Raw genomic sequence first — 19,084 nt, 5'->3', positions numbered from 1 at the left:
CATGCGCGAGATCGAGGCGGGCCTGATCGCGCACCGCCAGCGCTTCCTGATAGTCGGGCAACTGTTCCAGCGCCGAACCGGGCTTGCCGCCGAGCGTGGCGCGGGCTTTCTCCTGCGCGGCGACCATGCTGTCGCGCTGCGCCTGCGCTTCCGACAAGGCATGGCGGGCATCGTCCAGTGCTTTCTGCGCGACCAGGCCGCGCGCAAGCAGCTGCTGCTGCCGGGTGAATGCCTGCTGCGCCCAGCCCAGGGTTTCCTGCGCCGAACGCAGCGCGGCGTCGCTTTCGCGGATGCCGGCGCGGCTGGCGCCGGTGCTGTCGGCGACCTTGGCCAGGCGCGCTTCGGCTTCGGCGAGCGCGATCTTCAGCGGCGCGGGGTCGATGCGATAAAGCAGCTGGCCTTTCTTCACCGCCTCGTTCTGCCCGACCAGCACTTCGATCACGCGGCCGCTGACCTGGCTGGAGATCATCACGCGGTCGGCTTTCACATAGGCGTTGTCGGTTTCGACGCTGCGGCTGGAAATCACGAATTCCCAGGCGAACAAGGCCAGCACCAGCAGCGGCCCGGCGATCCATAGCCAGCGCGGTACGCGCCGGCGCGCCGCGGGCTGGGCTTCGTTGATGCGGGCGGCGGGTTTGAGTTCGGTGGTCATGGCTTTGCCTGTTTGCGGATCGCCGGCGGGCGACCCTCCTTGTCGAGTTCGTTGAGCGTGTCTTTGACGGTAGCCAGAACGCGCAGGGTGATGGCGAGTTCGGAGGGGTCGATGCCGGCAAGGACGTCCTCGCGCAGCACGGAAGAAATGCGTTTCATGCCAGCCATGACCTCGGCCGATTTCGGTGCAAGGTAGAGGCACCAGCAGCGGCGGTCGTTGGGGTCGGCGCGGCGCTCGATGAAACCGGCGTTCTCAAGGCGGTCAACGACACGGCCGATGGCGATGGGCTCGAGATCCAGGTCTTCGGCGAGCTGCGTCTGGCTCAGGCCTTCGGCGCGTTCGATGCGGCTGAGGGCGCGCCATTGCGCGCGGGTCAGGCCCAGTTGCGACGAGCGCCGGTCGAACACGCGCCGGAACAACCGGGTGATGTCCGAGACCAGGTAGCCGAAAGCGGATTTGTCTGGGGTATTCATGCCTGCCATGAATATAGTTGCCTAGGCTAGTATTTTCAACCCCAAACCCCTCCGTGAGCCAAGGGACTGGCAGACTGGAGGCCGGGGAATGGGTCCGGGGATGCGGAATGCGGGAAGAAAGCAGCGGGTCTGGCGACGCAACCTGGAGCCTGGTCGGCTCGAATGCGCTGACGCTGGTGCTCGGCCTGGCGCTGCACTGGCCGGTCGCCACCCTGCTCTGGCCATACTGGCTGCAGAGCGTGATCATCGGCTGGTATGCGCGCAAACGCATGCTGGCGCTGCAGGCATTCAGCACCGAGGGCTTCACTTCCGGCAGCAATGAAGAGCCCGTGCCCGAGAACGAGACCGGCAAGCGCGAGACCGCGAAATTCTTCGTGATCCACTACGGTTTCTTTCATCTTTTCTATCTGCTCTTCCTGCTCGCCGAAGCGCGCCCCGCTGGATTCCTTGATGTCGTGCTGATCGCAGCCGCCGGCTATTCCTTCACGTATGCGCAGCGCAAGACTTTTACCGAGCAGGTGGCGGCCGATGCCCGCGGCCGGCCGAATCTGGGCGCATTGATGTTTCTGCCCTATCTGCGCGTGGTGCCGATCCATCTGAGCATCGTGTTCGGCGCGACCATGATGGGCAGCGGCGGATTGCTGTTGTTCGTTCCGCTGAAGACCGTCGCCGATGTGCTGCTCGATCGCATCGACAGGAATTTCGCGAACCAGGCGGCGGACGCCTGACTCGCAAGAAATATTCCGATTCGGCGGAAAATTCGCGGTCGTGACCGCTCCTACGAAACGAAAACGCCGGCTTTCGCCGGCGTTTTCATTGCTGCATCGCGAACGCGATCAGGCGGGTTTGACCCACTTGCCGAGCGCCGCCATGCCATTGTCCTTGGCGCGTGCGAATACCGTCTGCTGCGCGGCGCCGAGGTTGCCGACCAGATCCTTGGACCAGGTCTTGAGCGCGGCGGTCTGCATCGCGCGGCCGTAGCTGAAGCTCAGCGGCCAGGGCAGCGGGCCGAGCTGGTTCATGGCGTTGAGGTGGGCGGTCGCGTCTTCGTCAGACTGGCCGCCGGACAGGAACACGATGCCCGGCAGATTCGCCGGCACCGTCGCCTTGAGGCAGCGCACGGTCATTTCGGCAACGTCCTCGACGCTGGCCTGCTCCGGGCAATCCTTGCCGGAGACGACCATGCTGGCCTTGAGGATGGTGCCTTCGAGCATCACGTTCTGGTCGTACAGCGCGGCGAACAGCGAACGCAGCACGACTTCGGTGACTTCGTAGCAGACGTCGATGTCGTGGTCGCCATCCATGATCACTTCCGGTTCCACCATCGGCACGATGCCGGCTTCCTGGCAGAGCGCGGCATAACGCGCGAGCATGTGGCTGTTGGCTTCGATCGCCGTGCCGGACGGCATGTCTTCGCCGATGTTGATCACCGCGCGCCACTTGGCGAAGCGAGCTCCGAGCTGTGCGTACTCGCGCAGTCGCTCGCGCAGGCCATCGAGGCCTTCGGTGACGACTTCGCCCGGGAACCCGGCCAGCGGCGCCGGGCCCTTGTCGACCTTGATGCCCGGGATGATCCCGTTCTGCATCATGACTTCGGTGAACGGCACGCCGGCCTTGGTTTTCTGGCGCAGCGTTTCGTCGAACAGGATCGCGCCGGAGATGTAGTCGCCGAGCTTCGGCGTGGTCAGTAGCATCTCGCGATAGGCGCGGCGGTTTTCTTCGCTGCAGTCGATGCCGACGCCGTCGAAACGCTTCTTGATGGTGGAGTTGGACTCATCGATGGCGATGATGCCCTTGCCTGCGGCCACCATGGCCTGGGCGATGTCGGCGAGTTGGTCGATGCTCATGGCGATTCCGTTGGTTTGGTGAGCCGGCGATTATAACGGAGACGATTCGCCCCCGCATTTTCAATGACTTGCAGATGGCCCCGGCCGCGCCATGACATCCATCGCATGGCCGGCGGCCGGAGACCGGCGCGAATCAATATGAAAACTCAGCCGCCGTTGGTGCGACGCAGGACATTGTTCACGTCCTCGTTGACATGGGTGTTGACGCGCTGTGCCTCTTCCGTCCGCGCCTTGTTCATGTCGCCGCGGCGGTATGCCTGCTGCTGTGCCCGGGTCACGAATGCCTTGAGATCATTGATCTCGCAATTGCTGCGCACCTGATCGGCGCTGCTGCCGGCATTCCCGGCGAACGGAATCGCGGTGGATGTGTAAACAGTTTCCGCTTCGGCGCCGGGCTTGGCCGGGACGAAACGCCACAGGGACACGGCTGCCGCGGCGTTGCGCAGGAAGGGATTGATCACCTCGTCCTTGGGCTGCTTTTTCGGCGACTTGCTGCTCCAGACCTTGAGCACGGACATTTCGGACGTCTTGCCGTCCGGGTTCACCTGGAAGCCGAGGCTGATACAGACGTCTTCGCTCTTGTCGACGGCAGCCGCCGGATATCCGGGAACAGCAGGCTGCACGTCCGGCGCAGGCTTGTAATGCGAGGCCAGATCGGAGGCGGACACGATGAGTGGCGTCTTGGCGGCGAGACCAACGCCGGTAGTCGCGCCAAGAAGCAGGATGGCAATCAAGGGGGTGCGCAGGGAAGCCATGGGAAAGTCCGAAAGGGTTGAGGGTGGAGTGCTTGTTACCACAGCCGAACGGCCGAATCAAAATTCCCCGCTGTCTGCGCGGAAACGACCATCGAATCCGACGCGATTACAACTCGCCCAGGCCTTCCGCCACGCCGCTCGCGCCGACCTGCAACAGACGCAAGGTGTTGGTAGCGCCGTGCAATTCCATGTGGTCGCCGCTGGTCACCAGCACGCGATCGCCTTCGGTCAGCAGTTCCAGTTCGAACAACTGCTTGGTCGCACCGCGCGCGGCTTCGCGGGTGGGCAGGCCGCGGCTGTCGAAATTGATCGGGAAGACATCGCGCATCAGCGCCATCTTGCGACGCGCGCCATCATGCCGCGACAGGCCGAAGATCGGCACCGACGAACGGAAACGCGACAGGTAACGCGCAGTGCCGCCGGACTCGGTGAGCGCGAGGATCGCCCGCACTTTGATGTGTTCGGCCAGGAACATTCCGGCCATCGCAATCGCCTGGTCGGCGCGCTCGAGATTGCGCGGCGCCGCCTCGAAATCGGTCTCGTGATCGAACTGGCGCTCGGCGCCCAGGCAGATGCGCACCATCGCCTCGACCGCCTTGACCGGATACTGGCCCGAGGCGGTTTCCGCCGACAGCATCACGGCATCGGTGCCGTCGATCACCGCGTTGGCGACGTCGAGGACTTCGGCGCGCGTCGGGATCGGATTGTCGACCATCGACTGCAGCATCTGCGTGGCGGTGATCACCACGCGGTTGTATTCGAGGGCGGTGCGGATAATTTTTTTCTGCAGCCCGGGCAGTTCGGCATCGCCGATCTCCACGCCGAGATCGCCGCGCGCGACCATCACCGCATCGGAGGCAATGGTAATTTCGACAAGATTTTCAATCGCCTCGGCACGCTCGATCTTCGCGACCAGCCCGGCATCGCTGCCGGCGGCGCGCGCCAGCGACCGCGCCTCGTCCATGTCCGCGGCGGAACGACAGAACGACACCGCGAGGAAATCGACGTCCAGTTGCGCGGCGATGACGATATGCGCCTTGTCCTGGTCGGTCAGCGCGCCCAGCGACAGACCACCACCGAGACGATTGAGACCCTTGCGATTGGAAAGGTAGCCATCGGTAAGCACGGTGGTGTGGATGTTGTCGCCAGCGATCGCATCGACCTTCACCGCCATCAGGCCGTCGTCGAGCAACAGGGTGTCGCCAACGCGGACATCGGCGACCAAGCCGAGATAGCTGACGCCGACCTGCGTGGCGTCGCCTTCGGGCGCATCGGCGCGACAGATCAGCGTGAATTTCTGGCCAGCCTTGAGCTCGACCTTGCCGGCGGCGAATTTCTCGATGCGGATCTTCGGTCCCTGCAGGTCGGCGAGGATGCCGACCTCGCGGCCCTGGCGCAGCGCCGCAGCGCGCACTGCGGCAACGCGCTCGCCGTGGTGCTCGGGCGTGCCGTGGGAAAAGTTCAGGCGCACGACGTTGACGCCGGCGCGGATGAGGTCGTCGAGCACGCCCGGCGCATCGGTGGCCGGGCCGAGCGTAGCGAGGATTTTGGTGCGACGCAGATCAAAGCTCATGGTGTCTTCCTGATAGTCGGCAACACGCTACCACAGGCCTGTGCGTGCCTGTTTACGCGAACAGCGGGCGAAGTTGCGCGGGCGCGGAAATGATTTGCGTGGCGCCGGCAGCGCGCAGTTCGTCCTCGCCGCCGAAACCCCAGGCGACGCCGACGCTGCGCATGCGGTGATGGTTCGCGCCCTCGATGTCCATGCGCCGGTCGCCGATCATCCAGCATGCGCTGGCGGCGACTTGCAGACGCTCCGTTGCAGCGGCGATCAGCTCCGGCTTGTGGCTGATGCGGCCATCGATGGTTGCACCGGATACCGTTTCGAAACGATGCCCGAACGGCAGGTGATCGAGGATCCGTACCGCATGCGGCTCGTTCTTCGCCGTGACCACCGCCAGACGGTGACCGTCGGCGTGCAGTCCTTCGATCGCTTCGGCGATGCCCGGATAGACTTCGTGTTCGGTCCAGCCCAGCGCATCGAAGCGCTCGCGGTACAACTCGACCGCGCGTTCGGTGCGCGCGGAATCGCCGAGCAAAGGCCCGAAGCTGTCGCGCAGCGACGGGCCGATCCAGCGTCGCAGTTCCGCGTCTGCAGGCACTGGCTCGCCGAGTTTTTCCAACGCATAAGCGACGCAGCGGGTAATGCCGACGGCGGAATCGATCAACGTCCCGTCAAGGTCGAAAAAAAGAATCGCCATGGCTCAGGGCTTCGCTGCGGGCGTTTCGACATAGCGCTTGCCGGCTGCATACAGCGCTAGGCGCTCGCGAAAACCGGGCAGCGACGAATCCTTGGCATCGGCCTTCGCTGCACGATCGATGATCTGCTGCTGCAACTTCGCCGCGCGCTCAAACTGCCCCGCCGCGGCGTAGCAACTGGCTACGGTGTCGGCGGCGCCGGGCACCAGTTTGTCGACATCACCAAGCAGCTCGACGATGCGCAGTCCTTCCTTGGCATCGAACACCGCCGGATCCGGCGAGGTGCACGATACCCAGGCGAAATTGTTGTACGCATTCTGGTTCTTCTTCGCGACTGCGCCCCGCCACAGGGCCGCGGCCTGCGCGTGCGCATCGGGTTTCGTGTCCTTGTAGTAGTGCCAGAACGCCAGGGAATCGGCCGCGTTCTGATTACCCGCAGCGATGGCCTTGTTCAGCCAACGCAGGCCCTCGCCTTCATCGACCGCGCCAAAGTCACCATTCAAATAGCCGCGGCCGAGCTGCAGCTGCGAATCATCGTCGCCGGCCTCGGCATCCTTGAGCAGCAGCGATTTCGCCTGCGCGCCATCCTTGTCGACATGCTCGCCGGCGACCAGCAGCAGCGCCAGGCCGCGACGGGCTTTGTGCGAGCCGTACTTCGCCATGTCCCGATAGATTTCCACGCCGCGCTCCGGCCCCGAACTGATGCCCGGATGCTTCGATAGATACAGCGTCGCGAGTTCCAGCAGCGAATCTTCGTCTTCGTACAGTGCGCCGCTGAGCAGCCATTGTTCGGCGCCCGGCCAATCGTTGGCGCGCTCGCGCAGGAACGCGACATAGCGCATCGAATACCGCAGGCCACCGTTGCCCGCGCGCTGCAGCCACTGCTCACCGAGGACGGCGTCTTTCGCGACGACATCGCCATCGATCAGCATCAACCCATAGTCCTGCTCGGCGACAGGAGAACCTGCGTCGGCAGCTTTTTTCGTCCACAACAATATCGCTGGCTTGTCGTTGTCCTGGAACTGGTAGTAATCCGCAAGCATCGCCATCGCCGATACTGCGCCGCGCGCGGCCTGGTCCTGCAGCGTTTTCAACTCGTCCGCAGTCAATGCCGGGTAATCCTTGGCGTGAATCTTCGCGCCCAGCCAGAGTCGATCGGGAACAGGATTGCCGGCGGCTTTCGCGCGCAGCAGGCGTTCCTGCAACGACGCCGGAAATGGCAGCTCGTGATACTGCAGATAAGTGCGGGCGAATTCGGCGGTCGCCTGGCCCTTGCTCCATTGCTTGTCGGCGCCGTCGAGCAGGGCCATCGCCGCGTCCATGTCGCGCTTGACGCCGACGCCCTCGCTGTAAGCGAAGGCGAGATAGACCATCGGCAGCGCGTCGCGCGCTTCCGCCATCGGCAGCAGGTTGTCGATCAAGCCGTCGCCGCACTCGGGAAACGGCGAAAGCACGCATACCTGCAACCACAGATGCAGCGAGTTGATGCCGCCCTGCTTGGCCGCCGCGCGCAGTATTTCGATCTGCTTCTGCGGCGATTCTTCCGCCGCTGCCGCCCGCATCGCGATCATGTCGACGCCGATGATCGCCTTGTCTGCGGCCTGCTGGTCGAGATAGGACTTCATCAGGTAGTAACGCGCCGACGGCAGCTCGCGATGGGGAATTTTCCGGCCGATCTTGATGAAGGTATCGAGCATGTCGAAGCGGAAATGCCGCTCGGTCTTCGCCTCGGCATCCCACAAGGCGACGGTGATCGGCAGGTAGGGGCCACGATCGTCCGTGCCGTACCAGGAATAGAGCTGGTTCATGCCGCTGGCTGCGACCAGCGATTCGACGTCAACCATGTGCGTGACGCGGATCGGCGGCGCCTGCGGATCATCCGACGCCTGCGCGAACGCGTACGCGGCGAGCGCGGAGAAATGCTTGAAATAACGGTCCGAGCGCGCCTCGTCGCCCTCGGCCTTGGCGCACAGGTAGGCGTTGTACCAGAGTCCGGCGCCGACCGGCACGACCTTCAGGCCATCCTCGAATTCCTGATGGTGCGTGCGGCATTTCTCGACGTCGACGCCGCCCTTGCCCTGCACCGCGAAGACCACTTCGTAGGCCTTCACCACTGCAGCGGAATCGGCTGTGGCCAGATAGTCGCGCCACAGCGCGGCCGGAGTCGCATCCTGGACATCCGCCGGCGCCGCGGCGACTTTCTCGCCGGCGCAGGCGTTCATCGTCGTCACTGCCAGGGCAAATCCGCAAAGCCATTTCACTGTCGTCGACATCCGCATTCCCTTGCCGTTGCTTGAACTCATTTCGCCGAGCCCTGCTCGATCACACCACGCAGCAGGCTCTTCAGGCGCTCGTCGCGATCCTCCTTGTGCAGCGCATCGGGCATCTGCACGTACAGGCGGCGACCGAGGCTATCGCTGACCTTGCGCATCTGCCGCAGATACGCGTCGAGCTGGTCGGCCGGCACGTAGTCGCTGAGCACCTTCATGTCGTGGTGGACGATCACGGTCTGGCCGACGTGCTTGATCTGGCGCAGATACTGGAAGGATGGATTCTTCTCGACGACATCGGCATCGGTGCCCGACGACGACCAGCCCGGCGGCAATTCCAGGCGGATTTCGTGCGAGATCGTCTCCGGCCGCGACAAGGACAGCGGCGCCGTACGCGACATGGATTTCGGCAGCGCTGCGGCTGCGGCCAGGCCTTCGGCATAAACCTCGATCACGCGCGAGGCGCCGTCGCCGTCTTCCCAGGCTTCCTTGAGGCGATAGTGTTCGCTCATGCGCAGGACGTTGGCGTTCTCGTCGTCGACGGTCGCAGCCGGCTCGACGACATCGAGCGCGCCATGGCGTTTGCGGTAGTAATCGGAATAGCTGCGCGACACTTCCGCGATGCCTTCGGACTTGATGTCGCGACGCATGCGATCGGCGAGTCTGCCGTGAAATTCGCTGTCGATGCGCAGATCGATCGTCTTGCCGTCGGCACTGGGGATGTAGCGCTCGACAATGCTCTTGCCGTTGCTTACGCCCTTGGGCGCGAGCACCGGCTCCAGCGCGGTCACGCCCTCGGCGATCGGCAGGGCCAGACCGTAATCGAACAGATCGAGCTGGCGCGGATCACCGCGCTGCTGCGTCGCGGTGGCATCGAACCAGAACGTGTCCTGGGCGATTTTCACGCGCACGATCACGTGATTGAACACCGAGGCAGCGGGGGTGTAGTCGCCGATGCCGCGGCCCGTGGTCGTCGATACCAGCGCAGGATCGGCCTCATAGCCAAGACGGCGCAATACCACCGCGGTGAGATACGCCTTGTCCTTGCAATCGCCCCAGCGTCGCGTCCAGGTTTCCGCCGGTGCGGTCGGCCGATGCGAACTCGCGCCCATCTCGATGCCGAAATAGCGCACTTCTTCCTGCATCGCGGTCAGCACCGTCATCGCGCGCCGATACGGATCGGCGATCTTCGCCCAGGTGGCGATACGTGCTTCGAGTTCGGGCGGCAGCGCCGGCTTGTCCGGATACAGCGGTCGCGCCCAGGCAGCGACATCGGCCCAGCTGCGTTTCTGCGCAACCTGCACCATCGGCAGCGGGTCGTACCAGTTGGGGAAATCGTCTTCCGATTGCACGCCGGCGATGCCATGCGCGTGCACCGACGCTTCCAATGCGTCGGCAAGCCTGGTCACCGTCAGCGCTGGCGCGCCTTTGCCGGAATGAGTGCTGATCTCGGCATCGCGCGGATACAGCACGCGGAAATAATGATCGAGCACCGGATCGATCCAGGCCAGGTGACTGCTGTCCTCGATGTTGCCGCCGAGAATCGGATTGACGCCCTTGATCGAGAAGCTCACGCGGATCAGGTCGCCGGGGCGGACGTCGTCGAGCACGATCAACGCCGTGACTTGGCCATCGGAAAGATCCTGCTCGAAACCGGACTCGCGCCGCACCAGCGAGATAGCTTCGGGGTCGAGGCGATTGAGCCAGTGACCGTCGCGACGGATTTCCGCGCGATGGATGGTCAGCTGCTGGAACTGCGGACTGAAGCCGATCTTGAACTTGCCGGCTTCACCGACCAGTTCCGGCGACACCGGCTCGTAGACATGATCGGAATAGGCGATGTCCTGGCCGGGGCGGCGATCGATCTGCTCGTCATGCAACCAGTAGCGCCAGCGCTCGCCCTTGCTGCCGGGCGCATTCGCGTCCCAGGCCGCCGGCACCGTGCGCACCTGCACGAAGGCCGCCGGTGCCGCCACCGTGAATTTGAACTCGCCGCGGTCGTACTGTTTTTCCGGCGGTGTTGTCTGCGCGAATGCAGCAGCGGAGAAAAACGAAAGGGTGAGAACCAGCAACAGCATTAACCGACGCATCAGTTGTCCTTGCTCAGAGGGATCGTGCTTTCAACGCAGTAACCGCCGGCAATTCCTTGCCTTCGCAGAACTCCAGAAACGCACCGCCGCCGGTGGAAATGTAGCTGATCCCAGCCTCGACGCCGTATTTGTCCACGGCGGCCAGCGTATCGCCGCCGCCAGCGATGGAAAACGCCGGCGAAGCCGCGATCGCCTTCGCCAGCACTTGCGTACCCTTGCCGAAAGCGTCGAACTCGAACACGCCGACCGGACCATTCCAGATCACGCTGCCGGCGGACTGGATCATCGCGGCGTAGCGCGCGCTGGTCTGCGGACCGATATCGAGGATCAGGTCGTCGGCGCCGACGTCGGCGACCAGCTTCACCGTCGCGGGCGAATCAGCGGCGAAAGCCGTAGCCACCACCACGTCGACCGGAATCGGAATGTCGGCGCCGCGCGCTTTCGCGTCGGCCATGATTTTCTTCGCGGTGGCGATCAGGTCGTGCTCGCACAGGGACTTGCCGACCGGATAACCCATCGCCGCGATGAAGGTATTGGCAATGCCGCCGCCGACGATCAACTGGTCGACCTTGCCAACCAGGTTGGCCAGCAGTTCGAGCTTGGTCGACACCTTGGAACCGGCGACGATCGCGAGCAACGGCCGCGCAGGATTTTCCAGCGCTTTCGCCAGCGCGTCGAGTTCGGCCATCAGCAGCGGGCCACCGCAGGCGATGTTGGCGAAACGGATCGCGCCGTGCGTGGATGCCTGCGCGCGATGCGCGGTGCCGAAGGCGTCCATGCAATAGATATCGCAGAGCGCGGCGTATTTTTTCGACAGCGCTTCGTCGTCTTTTGCCTCGCCGACGTTCATGCGGCAATTTTCCAGCAGCACGATCTGGCCCGGCGCGACGTCGACGCCATCGATCCAGTCGCGGATCAGCGGCACGTCACGGCCCAGCAACTGCGACAGGCGCGCGGCGACAGGCGCCAGCGAATCCTCCTGCGTCCACACGCCCTCTTTCGGTCGGCCAAGATGCGAGGTCACCATCAGCGCCGCGCCTCTTTCCAGCGCCAGTTTGATTGTTGGCAAGGCCGCGGTGATGCGCTGCTCGGAAGTGATCACGCCGTCCTTGACCGGCACGTTGAGGTCTTCGCGGATCAGTACGCGCTTGCCGGCGAGATCGAGATCGGAGAGGCGGAGGATGGACATGGCGGCTCCTGCAGTGGTGCGAAACGGCGGAAAGAAGGGCCGCATCCCGCGCGGCCAGGGCGCAATTGTCGCCTGCGCCCGGCCCCACCGCCAAACCGGGCGCGACAGGCCTGTGGGACAATCGCGGCATGAGCGAAACCGCAACCTACTCCGTGCCCGTGCTGGAAAGCGCCCGCCTGCGCCTGCGGCCATATCGCGACGGCGACGTCGAGGCGATGTTCGCGCTGTATTCCGACCCGCGGGTGATGCGCTACTGGAGCTTCCCGGCCTGGACCGAGCGCAGCCAGGCCGAGCAATACCTGGCGCGGGCCTGGGCGGCGATGGAGGCCGGCGAAATCTTTCCCTGGGCGATCGCCGATGCCGCTTCCGACACATTGATCGGCGCGCTGACCTTTTTCTCTCTGCATCGCGAACAGAGGCGCCTGGAGATCGGCTACAGCCTGTCGCCCGATTTCCAGGGCCGCGGCATAGCCACTGAAGCCCTGCGTTGCGCGATCGGCTTCGCCTTCGACACCGTCGGCCTGGTGCGCATCGAAGCCGACATCGACCCACGCAACGAAGCTTCCGCGCGCCTGCTCGAACGCATCGGCTTCGTCCGCGAAGGCCTGTTGCGCAAACGCTGGCGCGTCAACGGCGAAGTCTGCGACACGGCCTTCTACGGCCTGTTGCCCGAAGACTACGTGCGCGCATGAGCCCTCTTTCGTCGACGCGGCTTGCTGAAGCGCTCGCGGCCCTGCGCGGCGGCGAAGTGATCGGCCTGCCCACCGAAACGGTTTATGGACTCGCCGCCGATGCCGCGAACGCCGAGGCGGTGAAAAAAATCTTCGCGCTCAAGGGACGCCCCGCCGACCATCCACTGATCGTGCATATCGCCAGCAGCGATGCTTTGCCGCAATGGGCACGCGTCGTTCCGGAGGCTGCATGGAAATTGGCGCAGGCTTTCTGGCCGGGCCCGTTGACCATGATCCTGCGCAAGCAGGCGAGCGTTCCCGATGTCGTCACTGGTGGCCAGGACACCGTCGGCCTGCGCTGCCCGGCGCATCCGATCGCCCTGCAGCTGCTGCGGGAGTTCGCCGGTGGCCTCGCGGCGCCGTCGGCCAACCGTTTCGGCCGCATCAGCCCGACCACCGCGGCGCATGTGCGCGATGAATTCGGCGCTGGCGTTCCCATCGTGCTCGACGGTGGCGATTGCGAGGTCGGCATCGAAAGCACGATCGTCGATTTGTCCGGCGATGTGCCGCGCATCCTGCGCCCGGGAATGATTTCGCAAGAACAGATCGAAACAGTGATCGGTGCGGTCGCCGTCGGTGGCGATCACGCCAGCCCACGCGCCTCCGGCACGCTGGACGCGCACTACGCGCCGCGCACGCCGATGTTGATGCTGGCGCGGACCGCGCTGCTGGCCGAGGCGCAGCAACAGCGCGCGCTCGGCAAACGCGTCGCCGTACTGATGTTCGATGCGCTCGTCGACGACAACGAAGGTATCGTGCTTCCGGGCCATCCCGACGCCGTTGCACATGGGCTTTATGCGGCGCTGCGAACGCTGGATGCGATGGCTGCGAACATCCTGTTGGTCGAGCGCCCACCGGAAGGCATCGCCTGGCTGGCGGTGAACGATCGCCTGCGCCGCGCCGCGGTCGGTGCCGGACCGGACGACGACGCACCGTGATCCCGGCACGAACCGCAATTCGGCCTCGGCGGCAGTAGCCTGTGTATCGACGCGCCACAGCGCGTGGTCGCGTTCGGCCTGGTGTATTTTTCATTGCTGGCCGCGCGTCCAGTGTTTTTGCCTGCCCAACGGAAATGATGACCGCACCGCCATGACGAACCCAGCGCCGAACACATCGAATCTGAGCGGCGAAATTGCCGCCGAGATAATGCGGGCTTTCGTCAGGGATCACGCCACACCAGTCACGGGCCTCGACCCTTTTCTCATCGGCATCATTTTCCTGATCCTGGCAATGATCGCCTTCCTGCTCGAATATTCGTTGCAGTCGACGCGGCGAGCCGCGCCGATGTCTCGCGGCAGCGCGTCGATCTGGCTGCTGTGCTTCGCGTCTTTTTCCACGGCCATTTTCTGGCACCTGTATCCGTTGCTTTCCAGTGGCCTGGTCAAATGCAACCGCCGCCTTCCTTGCCACCCGCAATTCTTTTTCGATTCGCAAGGCCATTTCCATACGCCGTTCGAGCACCTGATCGTGCTGAAGTTCGATCCGCTGGCATTTTGGCTGAACGTGCTACCCGGGTTTGCGCTGGCATCGCTCGGCCTGATCGCCGTTTTTTCCTGCCTGCGGTCGCTGCTTGCACGACGCAGGCGGGCCTGACTGATCGTACTCAAACGAGGCGGATGAAAATCCGCTGTTTCGCTACCTCGGCCGTCGTGAACGAGCTACAGTCTTGCCGTCGTAGCCAGCTCCAGGCGCTCACGCCCAGTCACGAACAAGGAGATCGAAAATGTTCAAGCCATTCGTATCGCTGGCTTTCGCGCTGTTGTTCGCGCAAGGCGCTTTCGCCGGCGAAACCCCGATCCGGGAATTTCCATTGCCCGGCCACGGCGCGCTGGCGATCGCCGTACCCGATGCCTGGCAGGTCGACGTCGAGCAGCCCGGCAACGATCTTCCGCCGACGTTGAAATTCACCGCGAAAACCGGCCCCGCATTCGAGTTCTACCTCACGCCGCTCTGGCCGATGGATGGCAAGGCGCCGCCACTGGACGCAGCCAGCCTGCACAAGCAAGTCGCCGATGCCGCGGAGACCTTGAAGCCGCAGTCCGTGGAAAAAACCATCGAAACAAAAAGCCTCAAGGGCGCGGGTGCCGTCGGCTACTATTTTTCCGCGACCGATCGCGCACCGAAGCCCGGCGAGTACAAATACGTGACCCAAGGCATCCTGCCAGTCGGCGAACTGGCGACCACCTTTACGATACTCAGCAACGATGGTTCGGAAGCAGTCGTGAAAACCGCGCTGCTGCTATTGCGCGGCGCGACGCAGAAGAAAACCGCGACGCCCTGACGATCCGCGGCGCGACGGTCGCCGCCAGCGATCGTTCGTCGTAGCCACATGCCGCAAGAGGATTCCGCGATGAGAGCCTCCGTCTTCGTAGGCACCAGTCTCGACGGTTTCATGGCCCGCCGCGACGGCGCGCTGGATTTCCTGCCGCCAGGCGGAGGCGAACCGCATGGCTACGAGGAATTCATGGCGACGGTCGATGCCCTCGTCATCGGCCGAAACACCTACGAAATCGTGTTGGCCTTCGACCCCTGGCCTTATGGCGACAAGCCTGTGGTCGTACTGAGCACGCACGATCTCGCGCCTGCGCCGCAGGGTGCCGTCGTATCGCATATGTCGGGAGAGCCAGCGGCTATCGTCGCGCAGCTCGCCGCACGCGGCATCGGCCATATCTACGTCGACGGCGGCATCACCATCCAGCGCTTCCTGCGCGCCGGCCTGATCCAGCGCCTGATCGTCACCCGCGTGCCGGTGCTGATCGGCGACGGCATTCCGTTGTTCGGTGCGCTGCCGCAGGACATCGCGCTCAAGCACATCGCAACCCACCAATACAAAAGCGGCCTGGTGCAGAGCGAATACGAAATCATCGTCGCAGCAACGACGCGGGCCTAGCCATGTCCGCGCCCGTCATCCGCATCGTCACCTACATCGCCTCGACACCGGAAAAAGTCTGGGCCGCACTCACCGATCCGGACATCACGCAGCAGTACTGGTTTGACACACGCATGGAATCGGACTGGTGCGTCGGCTCGAAAGTGCTGTGGCGGCGCAAAGGCGAGATCACCGATGAACAAACCATTCTCGCGATCGATCCACCGCGCTCGCTGAGCTATTCCTTCCATCCCGTGTTCGGCGAGTTCCGCGATGAAGCACCGTCACGCGCGAGCTTTTCCATCGCCGACAACGGTCAGGTCGTGCGCGTGACGATGACCCATGACCACTTCGCCCCCGAGAGCAAGGTCTATCCCGCCTGCTGCATCGGCTGGCCGATGATTCTCAGCAATCTGAAGACGCTGCTGGAAACAGGAAGGCCGCTGGCGGATCTGGAATTTGTGGCGGAGTAACCGGAGTCGTTTGGAGTTGTCGCGTTCATCGCAAAAATTTTCTCAACGCTGACGCAAAAAAATCCCGTGCTGCCGTCCGGGGAAGGTCGACAGCACGGGAACGAGGGTAGCTTCCGGCAGCGGCGGGGTACGTGGCCCCGTCGTCTGCTTTGCAGCGGTATCAGAAGTCGTACTGGATCATGAAGCGGGCCGAGCGCGGTGCCTGGAAAGATGCAGGCGTTTTGTAGGTCGAGGACGTGAGCGGGTTGCCGACGCCGTCTTCGCCGGCCTCGCTCACTGCCGTCACCGCGTGTTCGTTGAACACGTTGAAGACGTCGAACTTGAGCGTGACATGGCCATCGGCGAACGCCGGCTTCCACGCCACGTTCAAATCCAGGTTGCGCGACCACGGCGTCCTGCCGGCGGTGCCGCGCTGGACGATGCTGCTGCCGTTGTCGGACGAACCCGCGGCGGGCGCACCGGAATCGCAGGAGAAATAGCTGTTGGCGTAGCCGACCGGATCGTCGCTGTAGATGCCGATGCAATTGATCGGACGTCCCGATTGCACCAGCAGGCTGGCGCCGACCGACCACTCGTCGTTGATCTCGTAGTTGCCGAACAGCTTGAAGCTGTGGCGACGATCGTTGGGCAGGAAACCTTCCGAGCCGATCATCAGTTCCGGATAGTCGAAGTCCTGTGTGGTGCCGGTATCGGCCTGGCCGATGTCCGACTTCACGCCGCCTTCGGTGTTGCCGTAACTCTGCGACCAGGTATACGACGCCTGCAGGAAGAACTTGTCCCAGTTGCCCTCGGCGAAAAACTCCAGAGCCTTGTAGTTGCGCTTGGCTTTCGGGCCGGCCTTGGCGGCCGGAATGGTGACCAGCTCGAGCTTGCCGTCGGCGTTGACGTCCGAGTAAGCGACGATATCGCTGCCGGGGTTGTAGAGCTTGCAGAACGGATGCGCGGGATTGAGCGGATCGTAGTCGGTGTGCCCCGGCGTTTCCCAGCCGGGATTTTCCGCGGCCCAGTCGGCGACGGCGCGATCGTCGCACTGGTCGTCGATCGCGGTTTTCAGATCACGATAGATGCCGCGCACGCCACCGGAGATGTGTTCGGTGAGCTGCGCCTGGAAGCCGAGGATGTATTCGTCCTGGTACATCGGCTTGAGGTTCTGCGAAGCGATCGTGCGCGGATCCTTGGCGACGCCGAACTCGTTGTTGAGATAGCAGATGCCGATGTAGCCGGGCGGGCCGCAGACCGGATTCGGCGCCGGCGTGAGGCCGATCGGTGCGCCGGTCACCGGATCGACGCCGGTGTAGCGGAAGCGTTCCTGGCTGAAGATCGACTTGCTCGCCCCGCGGATCGCCACGGTCGCGGTCAGCGGCAACGCATAACGACCGGCATTGCCGAACACCTTGAATTTCTGGTCGCCATTCACGTCCCAGGAAAATCCGAAACGCGGGCCGAACTGGTTGTCGATCTTGACGAAACTCTGGCCGTCGCCGTTCTTGTTGTCGAAACTGTCCCAACGCAGGCCGCCGTAGGCAAGGAAATTGTCGGTGATCTGCCAGCGGTCCTCGAGGTAGAACGCCTTCGAATCCACTTCCACATCGGCACCGGTCTGGAAGATGCCGCGACGCACGCGCAGGCTGGCCGGCGCAGCCGGATTGCCCGAATAGCGCCACTGCACGCCGCCTTCCTGGCTCTGCCCGGCGAAGCTGCGGAAGCGGTCGCCGTCGTAGCCGAAACGCAGCAGGTGATCGCCCAACGTCCACTCGGCGTCGATGCGGAACTGGTCGCGCTGATCCTGCGCCTTGACGCTGCCGAGCAGGCCGATGAAACCGCAGCCCTTGATGCGCGGCACCGCGCCAGTGCTCACGCCAACGCGGATGTCGGCGATGATCGGGCAGCCCGCGACCGGACCACCGACATTGCCCTGGTATTCCTCGCGCACGCCGCCGGCGGTGACGCCGTAGTTGGCGCGGCTGCTTTTTCCATGGCCGTAGAGCGCGGTCAGGGTGAAGTTGTCGCTGAGATAGCCGGTGTACTTGAGCGCGTAGCTGTCGCCGCCGGCCTTGTTGAAGATCGTGCCGAGCAGCGCGCCGCGGCCGAGGTTGCTGGTGCCGGGCACGGTTTCAAAAACGCGCGTGTCGGTTTTCGTGCTGTCGGAGAACGCGGTCAGTTCCAGCAGATGGCTGTCGCTGATGTTCCAGTCGAGTTTCACCAGCCAGTTCGGCGACTTGTTCGCGGCCGACGTGTTCGTGGTCAGGTTGCCTACGCCGAAGGTTTCCGCGCCGTTGTTGCGACCGTACTGCAGCAGTGCGTAGGCAAACAGGCGGTCCTGCACCAGCGCGCCGCTGGCCCAGATCGACGCGGTGGTGTTGCTGCCGCCATCGTCCTTGCTGTTGTCGATCAGCAAGGAGCTGGTGTCGGTCGCGCCGGTGGCGACATTGAAACCGCCAGCGCTGTAGATGTTCGGGTCGCTGCCGCGCAGGGAATTTGGCGTGATGAAAATATTGCCGCCAGCGTGGAAGTCGTTGCTGCCGCGCTTGGTGACCAGGTTGATCACGCCGCCGGTGGAACGACCGAACTCGGCGCCGTAGCCGCCGGTCTTGACCTGCTGCTCGGCGATCGCTTCGAACGGGATCTGGCCGAAATTGAGATTCTGGAACGCGTTGGTGATGTTGAAGCCGTTGACGAAATACGCGTTCTCGGCGACGGACGAGCCGCCGAACGAAGCGAGGTTGCCGAACGCGGCGTCGCCACGCACCGTACCCGGGGCAAGCAGCGCCACCGAGGTGATGTTGCGCGGAACCGGGATCTTGGCGATCTGCTCAGCGGTCAGGATGGTGGTCGACTCGACCGACGCGACGTCGATCGCATTGATCGACCGGCCGCCCTGCACGGTGACGGTGCCGAGGCTGGAGCCCTGGGCGTTGCCGCCGAGGCTGACCGAGACGTCCTTCGTCTGGCCGCCGGCAGTAACCTTGTACGTGCCGATGGGCAGGTTGCCGACGCGGTAGTTGCCCGCGGCGTCAGCAGTGACTTCGCGACGGAAGCCGGTCGCCGGATTTTCGACGACGACGGTGCCGCCGGCGGTGGTCTGACCGACGATGTTACCGGTGGAGTTGGACTGCGCGTACACGCTGCCCGCGAAGCACATGCCGAGCGCAACGCTCAACGCGGTCCGCTTTAGACCCTTGGTGATGATCTTGGAAGCCATTTGTTAACCCTCTGGTGGGGACGAGTGAAACGATAAGAAAATGTCAACGCACTCGGCATGACAGGCCGAATATAGCATGGAACGATTCTTTAACAACACTGAGTAGCGCCTCTAAACGACTCTGTAGGCGGCGTCACGAAAAGACCCAAAAACGGCCAGTTTTCGCTTTGGCTACAGTGACTTGGCGCACATTCCCGGCGTCCGGGGAGGGCCCCGGCGGGTGGCGCTGGCGGAAGGCTCGCCGCGGCATGGCGAGGAGGGGGCCGGACCCAGG

At 63.9% G+C, this 19,084-nt stretch carries 17 protein-coding genes; 7 read left to right on the top strand and 10 right to left on the bottom strand.

The window, feature by feature from the left end; genetic code table 11:
* Together VKM35_RS03125 and VKM35_RS03120 are read right to left on the bottom strand one after the other, a co-directional pair.
* A partial coding sequence (locus VKM35_RS03125) for an HlyD family secretion protein (RefSeq protein WP_324318253.1) occupies nt 1–652 on the bottom strand: 652 nt, incomplete at its 3' end.
* Complete coding sequence (locus VKM35_RS03120; RefSeq protein ID WP_324318251.1) at nt 649–1,125, bottom strand: MarR family transcriptional regulator; 477 nt, start codon at nt 1,123–1,125, stop codon at nt 649–651. The genes VKM35_RS03120 and VKM35_RS03125, both read right to left, overlap by 4 nt.
* Nucleotides 1,126–1,232: 107 nt before the next feature.
* On the opposite strand from VKM35_RS03120, the gene VKM35_RS03115 reads away from it, so the two are divergent.
* Complete coding sequence (locus VKM35_RS03115) at nt 1,233–1,853, top strand: DUF6498-containing protein (protein ID WP_324318249.1); 621 nt, start codon at nt 1,233–1,235, stop codon at nt 1,851–1,853.
* A 108-nt stretch (nt 1,854–1,961) separates the two neighbouring features.
* Here the strand turns inward: VKM35_RS03115 and VKM35_RS03110 are convergent, their stop codons facing one another.
* From VKM35_RS03110 to VKM35_RS03080, 7 genes are all read right to left on the bottom strand, one after another.
* Entirely contained in the window at nt 1,962–2,972 is a 1,011-nt protein-coding gene (locus VKM35_RS03110) for a class I fructose-bisphosphate aldolase (RefSeq protein ID WP_324318246.1), read from the bottom strand.
* Nucleotides 2,973–3,118: 146 nt separating this feature from the next.
* A complete protein-coding gene (locus tag VKM35_RS03105; protein WP_324318244.1) occupies nt 3,119–3,727 on the bottom strand; it encodes a hypothetical protein in 609 nt (202 codons plus the stop codon).
* 106 nt (nt 3,728–3,833) lie between these two features.
* On the bottom strand, nt 3,834–5,300 hold the full coding sequence (gene pyk, locus VKM35_RS03100; RefSeq protein ID WP_324318241.1) for a pyruvate kinase: 1,467 nt from the start codon (nt 5,298–5,300) through the stop codon (nt 3,834–3,836).
* 52 nt (nt 5,301–5,352) lie between these two features.
* Nucleotides 5,353–5,988 (bottom strand): HAD hydrolase-like protein, encoded by a 636-nt coding sequence (locus VKM35_RS03095; protein ID WP_324318239.1) that lies wholly within the window; start codon nt 5,986–5,988, stop codon nt 5,353–5,355.
* Nucleotides 5,989–5,991: 3 nt separating this feature from the next.
* A complete protein-coding gene (locus VKM35_RS03090) occupies nt 5,992–8,289 on the bottom strand; it encodes a tetratricopeptide repeat protein (RefSeq protein WP_324318237.1) in 2,298 nt (765 codons plus the stop codon).
* The gene (locus VKM35_RS03085; RefSeq protein ID WP_324318235.1) at nt 8,286–10,346 is read right to left on the bottom strand and encodes a DUF3857 domain-containing transglutaminase family protein; all 2,061 of its coding nucleotides are present in this window, start codon (nt 10,344–10,346) and stop codon (nt 8,286–8,288) included. Before VKM35_RS03085 ends, VKM35_RS03090 begins: the two co-directional genes overlap by 4 nt.
* 13 nt (nt 10,347–10,359) lie before the next feature.
* Nucleotides 10,360–11,535, bottom strand: coding sequence for a phosphoglycerate kinase (locus tag VKM35_RS03080; RefSeq protein ID WP_324318233.1), 1,176 nt, complete (start codon nt 11,533–11,535; stop codon nt 10,360–10,362).
* Nucleotides 11,536–11,663: 128 nt separating this feature from the next.
* Here VKM35_RS03080 and VKM35_RS03075 point away from each other — a divergent pair, with 128 nt between their 5' ends.
* The 6 genes from VKM35_RS03075 to VKM35_RS03050 all read left to right on the top strand — a co-directional run bounded on the left by VKM35_RS03075 (nt 11,664) and on the right by VKM35_RS03050 (nt 15,608).
* The gene (locus VKM35_RS03075; protein ID WP_324318230.1) at nt 11,664–12,227 is read left to right on the top strand and encodes a GNAT family N-acetyltransferase; all 564 of its coding nucleotides are present in this window, start codon (nt 11,664–11,666) and stop codon (nt 12,225–12,227) included.
* Nucleotides 12,224–13,204 carry an L-threonylcarbamoyladenylate synthase gene (locus VKM35_RS03070; RefSeq protein ID WP_324318229.1) on the top strand — a complete coding sequence of 327 codons (981 nt, stop codon included), beginning with the start codon at nt 12,224–12,226 and terminating at the stop codon, nt 13,202–13,204. The genes VKM35_RS03075 and VKM35_RS03070 overlap by 4 nt, the downstream gene beginning before the upstream one ends.
* A 151-nt stretch (nt 13,205–13,355) precedes the next feature.
* Entirely contained in the window at nt 13,356–13,859 is a 504-nt protein-coding gene (locus tag VKM35_RS03065) for a hypothetical protein (protein ID WP_324318226.1), read from the top strand.
* Nucleotides 13,860–13,989: 130 nt separating this feature from the next.
* Entirely contained in the window at nt 13,990–14,547 is a 558-nt protein-coding gene (locus tag VKM35_RS03060; protein WP_324318224.1) for a hypothetical protein, read from the top strand.
* A 69-nt stretch (nt 14,548–14,616) separates the two neighbouring features.
* Nucleotides 14,617–15,156, top strand: coding sequence for a dihydrofolate reductase family protein (locus tag VKM35_RS03055; protein WP_324318222.1), 540 nt, complete (start codon nt 14,617–14,619; stop codon nt 15,154–15,156).
* A 2-nt stretch (nt 15,157–15,158) separates the two neighbouring features.
* Nucleotides 15,159–15,608 carry an SRPBCC family protein gene (locus VKM35_RS03050; RefSeq protein WP_324318221.1) on the top strand — a complete coding sequence of 150 codons (450 nt, stop codon included), beginning with the start codon at nt 15,159–15,161 and terminating at the stop codon, nt 15,606–15,608.
* 160 nt (nt 15,609–15,768) lie between these two features.
* Here VKM35_RS03050 and VKM35_RS03045 read toward each other — a convergent pair whose 3' ends face one another.
* Nucleotides 15,769–18,810, bottom strand: a complete 3,042-nt coding sequence (locus VKM35_RS03045; RefSeq protein WP_324318219.1) for a TonB-dependent receptor — start codon at nt 18,808–18,810, stop codon at nt 15,769–15,771.
* Nucleotides 18,811–19,084: the final 274 nt, after the last annotated feature.

The sequence above is a fragment of the Arenimonas sp. genome, from assembly GCF_035312645.1.
Lineage (GTDB): Bacteria > Pseudomonadota > Gammaproteobacteria > Xanthomonadales > Xanthomonadaceae > Arenimonas.
Note: the sequence above shows the minus strand (reverse complement) of the source record. Positions and strands in the feature narration are given on the sequence as shown.